This window comes from Arenimonas sp. SCN 70-307, assembly GCF_001724815.1.
In the GTDB taxonomy this organism is placed as follows: Bacteria; Pseudomonadota; Gammaproteobacteria; order Xanthomonadales; family Xanthomonadaceae; genus Arenimonas.
On the sequence record NZ_MEDO01000025.1, the window covers coordinates 1 to 10788 of the forward strand.

7 protein-coding genes are annotated in these 10788 nt (G+C 57.8%); 3 read left to right on the plus strand and 4 right to left on the minus strand.

The window, feature by feature from the left end; all coding sequences use genetic code 11:
• The coding region (locus ABS41_RS12165) for a transposase (RefSeq protein ID WP_290594895.1) at positions 1-547 on the plus strand (547 nt) is incomplete at its 5' end.
• 232 nt (positions 548-779) lie between these two features.
• On the opposite strand, the gene ABS41_RS12170 is transcribed toward ABS41_RS12165, so the two are convergent.
• From ABS41_RS12170 to ABS41_RS12185, 4 genes are all read right to left on the minus strand, one after another.
• A complete protein-coding gene (locus tag ABS41_RS12170; protein WP_290594896.1) occupies positions 780-2165 on the minus strand; it encodes a hypothetical protein in 1386 nt (461 codons plus the stop codon).
• Positions 2166-2734: 569 nt separating this feature from the next.
• Entirely contained in the window at positions 2735-3778 is a 1044-nt protein-coding gene (locus tag ABS41_RS12175; RefSeq protein WP_343123836.1) for a TniB family NTP-binding protein, read from the minus strand.
• Positions 3726-5636 carry a hypothetical protein gene (locus ABS41_RS12180; protein WP_290594898.1) on the minus strand — a complete coding sequence of 637 codons (1911 nt, stop codon included), beginning with the start codon at positions 5634-5636 and terminating at the stop codon, positions 3726-3728. Before ABS41_RS12180 ends, ABS41_RS12175 begins: the two co-directional genes overlap by 53 nt.
• Before the next feature lie 59 nt (positions 5637-5695).
• The gene (locus tag ABS41_RS12185; RefSeq protein WP_290594899.1) at positions 5696-6259 is read right to left on the minus strand and encodes a hypothetical protein; all 564 of its coding nucleotides are present in this window, start codon (positions 6257-6259) and stop codon (positions 5696-5698) included.
• A 544-nt stretch (positions 6260-6803) separates the two neighbouring features.
• Between ABS41_RS12185 and ABS41_RS12190 the strand changes: the two genes are divergently transcribed.
• Positions 6804-9263: a DNA methyltransferase gene (locus ABS41_RS12190; RefSeq protein ID WP_290594900.1), complete on the plus strand. Its 2460-nt coding sequence runs from the start codon at positions 6804-6806 to the stop codon at positions 9261-9263.
• A gap of 67 nt (positions 9264-9330) precedes the next feature.
• Positions 9331-10445, plus strand: a protein-coding gene (locus ABS41_RS12195; protein ID WP_290594901.1) for an IS3 family transposase whose coding sequence is annotated in 2 segments (ribosomal slippage) — positions 9331-9583 and positions 9583-10445 — 1116 coding nt in all. Because the reading frame shifts where the segments join, the coding sequence is not laid out codon by codon here.
• Positions 10446-10788: the final 343 nt, after the last annotated feature.

The window sequence follows — 10788 nt, forward strand, 5'->3', positions numbered from 1 at the left end:
CGGCACGTCGGAAATGCTGGGCTGGATGGTGGATGAGAAAGACATCGAGCCCCACGTGCCGGTCTGGGACAAAGCTCAGCGCAAGGATGGGACGCTGGGACGATCGGACTTCACTTGGGACGCGGACGCGGCCGCATATCGCTGCCCGCGAGGCAAGCAGCTGCGATCCAGCGGCAAACCAACCGCCGACAACACGCTTATCTATCGCAGCAACTTCCACGACTGTGCCGGCTGCGAACTGAAGTCGAAGTGCTGCCCAAACACAACGCACCGGAAGATCGCCCGCCAGGTGAACGAGGCCGCGCGAGAGGTGGCGCGCCAGCTGGCGAAGACGAAACGATACGAACAATCACGGCGACACCGGAAGAAGGTCGAGATGCTGTTCGCGCACCTGAAACGCATATTGAAGTTGGACAGGCTGCGACTACACGGCCTGAAGGGCGCCCGAGATGAGTTCCTATTGGCCGCTACCGCGCAGAATTTACGAAGAATGGCAGCGTGGTTAATGCCGAAAGGCCCCGAAACGGCAATTGCCCCCGCCCTTTGAGGACTAAGGGCGCTTGCGCGCCCGTTTTCCTGTCGATTCCAGCGAAAGAACCAATGGCCCGGCCGACCTGCCGAGCCAGGCGAGCCGCCAGAAAGCGAGTTTTTCAACGGAATAGGTCGGAAGCGGAGGGGGGGGGTAGCTACCGGGGCTTTTAAGTGCTCAACACCAGCAGCCCGTCTGCGAGGGACGGAATAGACGCTCAACTAGGCAGGCATCTGCAGCAGCCGAGAGTCTAGCCCCTGCCTTCTGACATCCTCTTAGCGTGTGCGCCACGAGCCGGATCAATATCCAGATCCTTCCTCAGCCGGGCTGCCAACCCTCGAGCAAAGCTCTCGTAAGCAGCCGGAACGAACCAGGCCCTATGATCGCCAGGCCCCCAGCCGGAGGACAATCCGACAAGCGCTCTATTGTTGAGACGACGCAATGCCCGAAGCAACTGAATGGAATGAATACCTTGCTCCGCTGCTATTCGTCTCACGGTCAGATGCTTCTTGAAGAACTCCTCGACAGCCGACGCCTTGGCTGTCAGAAGGCCTCGTGACAATCGCCTGGCCCCTACACTCCGAAACACCGCACTTGCCTCGTATGACAGCAAGTTGTAGCGAGCCTCCGCTAAGGATCTCGTGATATGTGTGCCGCGGCCAACTCCTGACCTGTTCTGCTTCTTGGCCCGGAGCGGACGAACCTTCGGAGGGGGCTCAGCCACCTGAATGTCATCAAAGTATCCACCAGAATCTATGTATGCCGCCTCGGCGCCCTCCAGTATTTGACCAATGAGCGAAACTTGTAATGCTGGCCTCCCCTTTAAAGCAGCTTTCAACGGCTGGACAGCGATACCGGCGGGCTTTGGAACACACGCATCCAATAGCCGCTCTTTGAGCCGGTCAAGGTCCTCCAGGGCGATCAGCCCCTGCCTCCCTACAACGAAGTGATTTGAAGCCAGGTAGCCCAGCTTAATAAGAGTCTTCAAGCTGGCAACACTGACACCAAGCTCCGTCTTGGCCACCTTTTCTGAAACGCCACGATAGGCAGAAAACCTCATGGCCCTGACCGCATCCAAGTCTATGCACCAGTTGCGGTTATGGCCCTTTCCACACCTGGTGGCCGGTATTCGTCCGCTTGAAGCCCAGCGCGCGGCGGTTATCGCATTAATGCCAAGGAGACTCGCCGCGGCAACGGCTGACCCGTACCTTGCGTCTGGCAAGCGCAAGACCTGCTTCTCCTTAGAGCGAAGCTGAAAAGGCCGAGCGTCCCAGCGACGCGTGGCGTAACCACATGCCACCTCCCTAAGGAACCTCGTTTGCTCGCCTTTCTCCTTAAGGTTTTTATTGAGCCGTGCAAAGAGCCAGTCGAATCGGGCCTGAAAGCCGTCGTCACGAGCCCTCATGCTTGGTGACTGCTGCCACTTGACGCAGAGCAACTCAAAGTTTCTTGGCCAATCACAGAAAACTTGGCAGGTGTCCGGCAGTACCTCGACGAGTTCCTCATATGCACGCGGACCTCCCGTCCATTCGTTGATAGCTTGAAGGACGGTCGCAATCGTGACGGTCATTCGAAGAAACACATTGAGCTCCATTCTTCGAAACTCTTGAACTGGCATGCCTGCGAGCCAGGCCATATCGAGACATCCCTCGTTGCCAGCCGCTAAGTGGTGAAGCACCCCACAAAAACCAAGCATTGCAGGAGAGGCAAGCCGAAGATCCGCGCCTAGAAAGCTCTCTCCACACAGACACTGCAGCAGACCGGGCCTTGTATGAGTAATTCGCCGCGCGCATGAAGGACAGTGCTTCAAAAGAAGAATTCCGTGAATCGGACAAGCGAGATATGCCTTCAGATCCCATGCTGCATAGACGTATCCTTTCTCCTGAATGCACTGAGGGCATATCCTCGCCTTGTGAAGACCGAGATGTCGCGTCTGGACTGGGCGACCCAACAGACGCCCCTCTTCACGCATCTGCTTGCCGGCAGCACGATATCCAAACCCTTGTGGCAGAGAACACATAGGACCAAGAATCCCGGAAAGCTTGGAGTATTCCCATCCAGATGTAATTTGGTGCGCCTTCCCGTCCTTCAACATCTCAAGAATCGGGCTTACGGAGTCATACCCGTTCGCCTCCGCCAGACGCGTCAGGTAGGACCGGGGAGACTCATCCGAAAATGGCGCTGGCGTCCGCATCAATAGCCCGTTCACAAGCCAATCTCCTGAAGCCTCGATTTCGCCTTGTCCTTCCGCAGTCGCTGGCGCGGAGGCGGGAGATTAATACTGAGAGCGCGTTTAAGCTGCTCTTCCTGGTTCTCGCCGATGACGAAATCGTTTGCGAAAGGCGCATCCCCGCATTCGCTGTGAAGAAATGCCCGACGCCACGCCTCGTGAAAGATTTCAAATCCAATCACCTTTGATCTACGCGCTTCAGCGATGGTTGCCGCAAAGAGAAATATCTTTGAGACAAAGTCCATGATCCCGCCGGTCGCAATGAAGAATCGGTACGCCACCTCCTCACTCTGCAATTCCGGGAGATCATAGGAATCTAGTGTGTGTTCAAAAGCACCAAGGACACGCACGAAACTGCGCCGAGACCTCACGCTTCTCCAATTGAACCGCTTGATATGCACGGTCGCCATATAGCGTCGACTGAGCTGCTCATTTGATTTGATCACCCGCATAGAATCCGCCAACCCTGCACAGAGGACGGAAACTGGGTAATCAATAAGAACTTCCTTGATCGCCTCCGACGCGTCGAACAGAATCCTGTCCGAGGATCGATCGACGATATGCTGGAGATCGTCTAGGACGATCAGCCGGACCTGCTGTTCTCCCAGCATTTTTACCACTCGTCTCTTCTTTGTCGGCCGAGTGCCCTTTGATGGCCTCGGGTCTCCCAGCGCAGTGAGCAATGCCTCAAAGACGGCTATTGCGGTAGGGGCCGTTGGAATCTCAACGTAGATCGCTGGCGAGATTTTTCCTTCACCGCCCCTCCGCCCACCTAAGTCACGCATGAGCCACTTTACTAAAGTCGATTTCCCAACGCCGGACTCTCCGCAGATGAGCATGCACAGGCCTGACGTTAGACGGCCAAGTGCAACTAGCAGATCGAAAGACGACTTCGCATTTGCGCAATCCGATGTAACTATGAACGTACTGGATACCTTGCTACCAACCTCATCTTTGTCGGCCCTCCTATTCATTGTCGGCACTCCTAGGAAAGTGTTCCACCCGGTAGCTTTCGACATCCTCGGCGGCACCGGTCGATTCCTGTCCGACCTCTTGAGCGAGATCTGCAAGGGTGCCTTCTCCCTCCGCACTTCGCTCATACGATCGACCGCCTCGTGCGCGCTCTTTCATCCGTGCTTGGGCCTTTCTTCGACCCTGCTTGACCGCGGTTTTCTCCGTGGCAATGTCATTTTCAATCTGAGTCCTCGCTTCAGCGAGGGACAAGGCTACGCCTTCCTCCGCGCATAGCGACCTCATCTTCTTGCACTTTCTGTGCTGCCAACGGGTCAGTTCGCCAGCGTATTCCAGGTCGAGACAAGGCACGCGCACCCAGATGTCCATTCCAGGGACTTGGACATAGATATTGGAGAGATCGTCGTCATTAACCCGGATACTGATCTTCAACCGGGGGCCGAACTTGGAGCGCAGGAAACGCATATCCAAGCTGTTATAGATGAGACAGTCGAACTCGATCCCCTCGTGATCAAGCGTCCTGCCATCCACTTGGCGCAAGAACATACATTCCAGGATGGTTGTTCTATCTGGAACGAACTGCGTAAAGCCTGACTTGCTTTCGTTCCACACCTGATATGGCGATCGGTTTCTAAGGACCCTCTGAGGTGACTGCATGTAGACGTCCACTATCCACTTGACAATTACCTTGTCGAAAGTGGACCAACGAATGAGCAGATCCTTCTTCGCATCAAAGTCACCTCGTTTAGCGATGTTCTCCATCGTAGTCCCGGGGAGACCATGGATTAGAAGCTGATCTTGTGTTCTGAAGTACCTTTCGATATTCGGCTTCTGCCATGGGCTGAGCCTCGCCGAGAATTCGACGCGTTGCACGCCCCCTTCTGAAGCTGCCTGATGAACGGCGTTCGCGTGTTCTTCTAGGCCATTGTCGATCACCCATGACTCGGCAGCGCCAAAACAGGGCCAGTCGTTCTTGACGTCCGAATATTTCGCCAGGAAACCTTCTTTCGGAAGAACGGAGTGCTTAATGCATCGCGCCAAGGACACAACACTTGGATTCTCTGCACCCCAGTAGAACCCGACGACTGCACGCGTGAAGGCGTCCTTTGCCGCGGTGATAAATGCCCGCCCAATCGGCTCGAAATCATCATCCAAAAGAATAATGGAGAGCACCGTGTGATCAATCTCTATCCTTTCAAGCGGCCGCGTCGTTTTGACGCCTCCGAGGCTGACGCGCATCATTGCGAGCGCCTTGTCGGCACCGAATCTGGCAGCAAGCACTTCTTCCGCATCAACCTCGCGAATCACCGAAAGCATTGCTTTACGTCCCGGGATGCGCAGTTGCTCTGATTTCGGCTTGCTCTTGTTCAGCAATCGGACCCGGTCTGCGGCCTTCGTAGTCGCAGCTGCAATGGATATTCTCGGATTTCGGCAGAGGTAGAAATCGTCGCGGACCTCCCTAAGAACACCAAGGAGCGCCTCACAGCATCTCGGTCCCCTACGGCCTCGTAAGGATGTCTTGTCGCGAAGCGCAAGAGTAGGCTCAGGGTGGCCGTCCGCCACCTTCTTCCATCGCATGACCGTCGAGTAGCCCGGGGGCTCAACCGGCCACTTGAGACGATTCCACTGAAGAAGGATCGCTGCTACAGCCTGATCCTTTGGCTTCGCTCGAATGGCCAAGACATACTGGGCCCGCATCGCGCCTATGCTGCCGGCAGCGTCAACTTCAACATGGCCCGATGGACCAACATACGCCGCGGACGAGAGCCCCTGCATAAGCTCTGCACGCCTGCCCTCGGTCTCATTGGAGGCGCTACTTACGAACTTCAGCTCGCCAGTTTCGTAAGCGGCCCAGAGATCAGATGAAGACTTCTGCTCGACCAGCCCGGTGCTCAACTCAGTCATGCACCACTGTCCATTCGACAGCAGGCAGTCCAGTCGGAACGTGTACCCGGCCGTTTGGACTAGTTGCTTTTCCCGAAGAGTTCCCAAACCCATGGCATTCTCCCTTGGCTGGATAAGGGAGGATGGATATTGGTATAGGCAGTCACCGGCTTAGAAAGATCTGCCGAGACCTTGCCTTCAAAGAGAAGCGACAGGAGCACGCCATCGCTCTGACCAGAAGGAATATTCCGCAGCAGCTCCGACGCCACTATCACCTTGCGAGGCGGGATCTCCGGTATTGACCGAAGATAGCGGGGATGAAGAGTTTGCAGGGCGCTGCGGAACCTGCGCAGTAGGATCGCGTTACGGTAGTACGCACCGCGCGAAAGAACGCTTCCGGCCACCAAACGATACGCATATCCGAGCGGCTCTAGCAGCTCAGAAAGTCGCTCTGCTCGACGACGAAACCGAATGTCGGCGGCCTCCTTGTCATTCTTGATTTCCCAGAACTCTCGAAGCTCCCCTGCCACCACCAGGAAATCGGGATAGTGCCTGTGTGACCTTGAGCGCCAATCAAACGTGAGTTCAGCCGGTTGCTCTTGGAAATCAGTTCCAAAGCATGCATCCAGGATAATGGCCGCCATCGCCTCTTCGGCAGCTTCGGCATGAACTGATCGGTCGGCACCCCGGAAGCAGGGAACAGCGTAGCGCCGCCTGGCTCCGGAGCGCGAAAGAACTCGGCGGATTCGACCGTGTTCCGTCATAGGCCAGCGGATCTCGATTCCAGTGCCACGCCGGACCTCTTCAGTTCGAGGCCGCCCGATTGCGCGATAGGGGAATTCAGAGGGAGTTTCAGACTGCCGGTCGAGCAGACCGGGGTCGAGGGAGGCGACGTATCGGCTATACCCCACCGAGGCCTTCCATAGGGGTGTGTGCAAGCATGAGCACCCTCCTTCCCGTCACTTCTTATTCCTTCACGAAGCGCTTGTCAAGCGGGTAAGAGATTTTCGGCCTTCGCGATGGTAGCGTCGGTTCCCGGCCCCATCGGGAGACTACGGCCCGACGGTCCAAGCCGCTCCTTCGCCTTCTAGGCGCTCGCTCCCTACCCATATTGGCGCCTATATACGAGCGCGATGACTTGCCCGGGCTATGATTCGTCGAGCATACATCGCCCGGAGCACCAAGCCGATGACCGACCGCACCGACCGCCTTCGCCAGTTTGTCGACTGGTGCGAGCTGCACATCACCGGCGACGAGAAGGGCGAGGCCCAGATCTTCCTGGATCACCTGTTCCGGGCCTTCGGCAACCCCGGCGTGAAGGAGGTCGGCGCCGTCCTAGAGAATCGGATCAAGAAAGACGACAAGGGGACTGCCTTCGCGGACCTGGTCTGGAGGCCGGTCGTATTAATTGAAATGAAGAAGCGGGGAACCGACCTTTCCAAGCATTATCGGCAGGCGTTCGATTATTGGACCCGGCTTGTTCCGGGCCGCCCCCGCTACGTGGTCCTGTGCAATTTCGACGAGTTCTGGGTGTACGACTTTGAGACCCAGATGGACAGCCCAGTTGACACCGTGGCGCTGAAGGATGTCCCTGATCGCCACGGCCCGCTGGCTTTTCTTTTTCCCGAAGACGTTAAGCCAGTTTTTGGAAACAATCAGGAACAGGTAACCCGCGATGCCGCAGACCTTCTTGTGGGGCTGTTTCGATCGTTGATCGGCCGCAAAGTCGACCGGGACCTGGCACAGCGATTCACCCTACAGGCCTTGATGGCCTTGTTCGCCGAGGACATCGGGCTGCTGGAGAAATACTTCTTCGCCCGTCTTCTTGACGACTGCAAGACTCCAGAGCAGGCCTACGACCTGATTGGCCAGCTCTTTACCGAGATGAACGCCCCGGGCGCCACCGCGGGTGGACGATTCAAGGGGGTTCCGTACTTCAACGGCGGACTCTTCAAGGACCCGGCCCGTGTCGAGCTACTGCCGGCCGAGATCGAGCTGTTGCGTCAGGCGGCCACCTTCAACTGGGCCAAGGTGCGGCCGGAGATCTTCGGTGTCATCTTCGAGCATAGCCTTGAGGACGCCGAGCGCCACGCGTCGGGCGCCCACTACACCAGTCCGGTCGACATCATGAAGATCGTCGGTCCCACGATCGTAGAGCCTTGGCGCGAGCAAATCGCCAAAGCCAAGACACTGACAGCGCTGGAGGCCCTGCTGGCCCGGATTGAGCGATTCAAGGTTCTGGACCCTGCCTGTGGGTCCGGTAACTTCCTGTATATCGCCTACCGTGAGCTCAAGCGCCTGGAGGCCCTGATCTATGAGCGAATGGGCGAATTCAAGAGCGTTGATCCGAGTCAGCGGCCCTTTGGATTTGTCAGCAGCAAGAACTTCTACGGGATCGACATCAACCCGTTCGCCGTCGAGCTTGCCAAGGTCACCATGATGCTGGCGCACAAGCTGGCCATCGACGAGTTGCACATCTCCGAGAATGCGCTTCCGCTCGACAATCTAGATGAGAACTTCATCCCCGGCGATGCCTTGATCCAGGACGATGGCACGTGGCGGCCGTGGCCGGAGGTGGACGTCATCATCGGCAACCCCCCATTCCTCGGTGCCAAGCGCCTCAAGCCAGAGCTTGGCGTCGACTACGTCAACCGCGTACGGCGCGCCTACCCCGACGTTCCGGGCATGGCGGACTTTTGCGTGTATTGGTTGCATCGCGCAGCAAAGCACCTGCCCGAATGCACGGCAGCAGACCCGCTCAGGGGCCGTGCCGGATTGGTCGGCACCCAGAACATTCGCAACAATGCCAGCCGGGAGGGCGGACTCGACTTGATCTGCGCTACAGGTACTGTCGTTGAGGCAGTCGACAACCAGCCGTGGTCTGGAGACGCAAACGTGCACGTTTCCATCGCCAACTGGATCCACTCGAAGGAGCCAAAGCTCCTACCTAAGACGCGCCGGCTCTGGTTCAAGGTCGCGCCCGCTCCGGGCAAGAAGGCAGCCAGAAAGCGAGGTAGCGGCCCGGCGAGCAAGGAATATGAGCTCGATGTCCGGGAGGTTTCGCACCTCAATGCCTCCCTGTCCGACAAAGTCGACCTTGGTATCGCCGCTTCGCTGGCCTGCAACAGGCACCCCAAGCGGGTCTATCAGGGCGTGACCCCAGGGCATAACGGATTCGTACTTACCCGTGCCGAGAAAATTGAACTAGAGAGCGATGGAGCGTCGTCCGAGGTAATTCATCCATACCTCACGGGCCGGGAGCTGGTAACAGGCGATGGCACGCCAGAGCGCTACATCATCGACTTCGAACGTCGAGATCTATTGGAGGTCCAGCAGTTCCCGAAGGCGTTTGACCACGTGCGCGCCAACGTTCTTCCCGACGTACAGCGCAAGGCCGATGAAGAACACGACACAGAGAATGCGCGTTCTGCACATTTGCAGCGATGGTGGGCGCTTTGGCGGGACAGAAAAGACATGTTTACTGGGTTTCAAACCCTTCAAGGGCGTTTTATATGCTGCTCACGTGTGACGAAGCGCCCAATCTTCCAGTTTCTGACCACTAGCGTCTGGCCGAGTGACAAGGTCCAGGCATTCCTTTTTGATGACGATTACAGCTTTGGCATCCTCCAGTCCTCCGCCCATTCGTAAGCTTCCCCGGTCGGTAGACACCCAATAAGTAGAACTTTCTGGCATCTTTTCCCCGCCAGGAGGTTGTATGAAGAAGTCGAAGTTCACCGAGACCCAGATCATTGCCGTACTCAAGCAGGGCGACGCCGGGGTGCCGATCAAGGACCTGTGCCGCCAGGCCGGGATCAGTTCGGCGACCTACTACCAGTGGAAGTCGAAGTACGGCGGCATGGAGGCGTCCGAGCTGCGGCGCGTGAAGGAACTCGAGGCCGAGAACTCCAAGCTCAAGCGGATGTACGCCGAGCTGGCCCTCGACAACGCCGCGATGAAGGACCTGATCGCAAAAAAACTGTAGGGCCGGCGCAGAAGCGCGAGGCGGTGCGCTTCCTCCTGGAGGAGCACCAGCGGCCGTTGCGCCGGTCCTGTGACATGGTCGGGCTATCCCGGGCGGCGTGGTACCGGCCGCCGCTTGACTGGACGGTCCGCGACGCCGAGATCATCTCGGCACTGGCCGAGCTGGTCAAAGACCGGCCGTCCCGAGGTTTCTGGAAGTGCCGGAAGCTGCTGCGACGGCGCCGACCAGAATGGAACCACAAGCGCATATATCGGGTTTACAAGGCCATGGGATTGAACCGCCGCCGCGCCGTCAGGCGCCGCCTGCCCAAACGCGAGCGCGTGCCGCTGTACGTCCCGCGTACGCCGGATTCGGTGTGGTCGGCGGACTTCATGTCCGACGCGCTCGCCTGCGGCCGCCGGTTCCGGACTTTCAACGTCGAAGACGACTTCAACCGCGAGGCGCTGCACATCGAGGTCGATACCTCGATCTCGTCGCTGCGCCTGGTCAGGATTTTCCAGCGGCTTCAGCGTGAGCGTGGGCTGCCGCAGGTGCTGCGGACCGACAACGGCCCGGAGTTCCTGGGCGAGGCCTTCACCGAGTGGGCCAAGAACCAGGGCATGGCCATCCAGTACATCCAGCCTGGCCAGCCGAACCAGAACGCCTACATCGAGCGGTTCAACCGCACGTTCCGGGAGGAGGTGCTCGACCAGTACCTGTTCCGGCGCCTCGAGGACGTCCGTGAGGCAGCCTGGTGGTGGATGCTCGAGTACAACGAGCAACGCCCCCACGATTCCCTCGGCGATATGACGCCCGCCGAGGTCCGCCAGCAGTACGAGGAAAGTTCTACTTTTGCTTTGTGTGCTTGACGGGGAAGCTTACGCATTGGCAATGGTTTCTAGAGAAGTGCTCAAAGCTCAAGTCAGATTTCAGTTATTCCATCGAGTCTGTATTCGACACCTACCCATGGCCTCAGGCGCCCAGCGCGCCCCAGATTGATGCCATTGCCCATACTGGTAGGGAGTTGAGAGCGCTTCGAGAAATGTCATTGCCTTCAGTGAAAGGCAGTCTTCGTGCGCTCTACCGGACACTGGATCTACCTGGAAAGAATCCGCTTCGCGACGCCCACTCGCGACTTGATTCTGCTGTTCTAGCAGCCTACGGCTTTGATCAGAAGAAGGATACGTTGGAGCAGCTGCTGACATTGAATCA

What these genes read in the sequence shown, in the direction of transcription:
- ABS41_RS12175 (WP_343123836.1), bottom strand. Translation starts at nt 3,778, where the DNA reads ATGTCGAAAGCTACCGGGTGGAACACTTTCCTAGGAGTGCCGACAATG.
- ABS41_RS12185 (WP_290594899.1), bottom strand. Translation starts at nt 6,259, where the DNA reads ATGGCGGCCATTATCCTGGATGCATGCTTTGGAACTGATTTCCAAGAG.
- ABS41_RS12170 (WP_290594896.1), bottom strand. Translation starts at nt 2,165, where the DNA reads ATGGCCTGGCTCGCAGGCATGCCAGTTCAAGAGTTTCGAAGAATGGAG.
- ABS41_RS12180 (WP_290594898.1), bottom strand. Translation starts at nt 5,636, where the DNA reads ATGACTGAGTTGAGCACCGGGCTGGTCGAGCAGAAGTCTTCATCTGAT.
- ABS41_RS12190 (WP_290594900.1), top strand. Translation starts at nt 6,804, where the DNA reads ATGACCGACCGCACCGACCGCCTTCGCCAGTTTGTCGACTGGTGCGAG.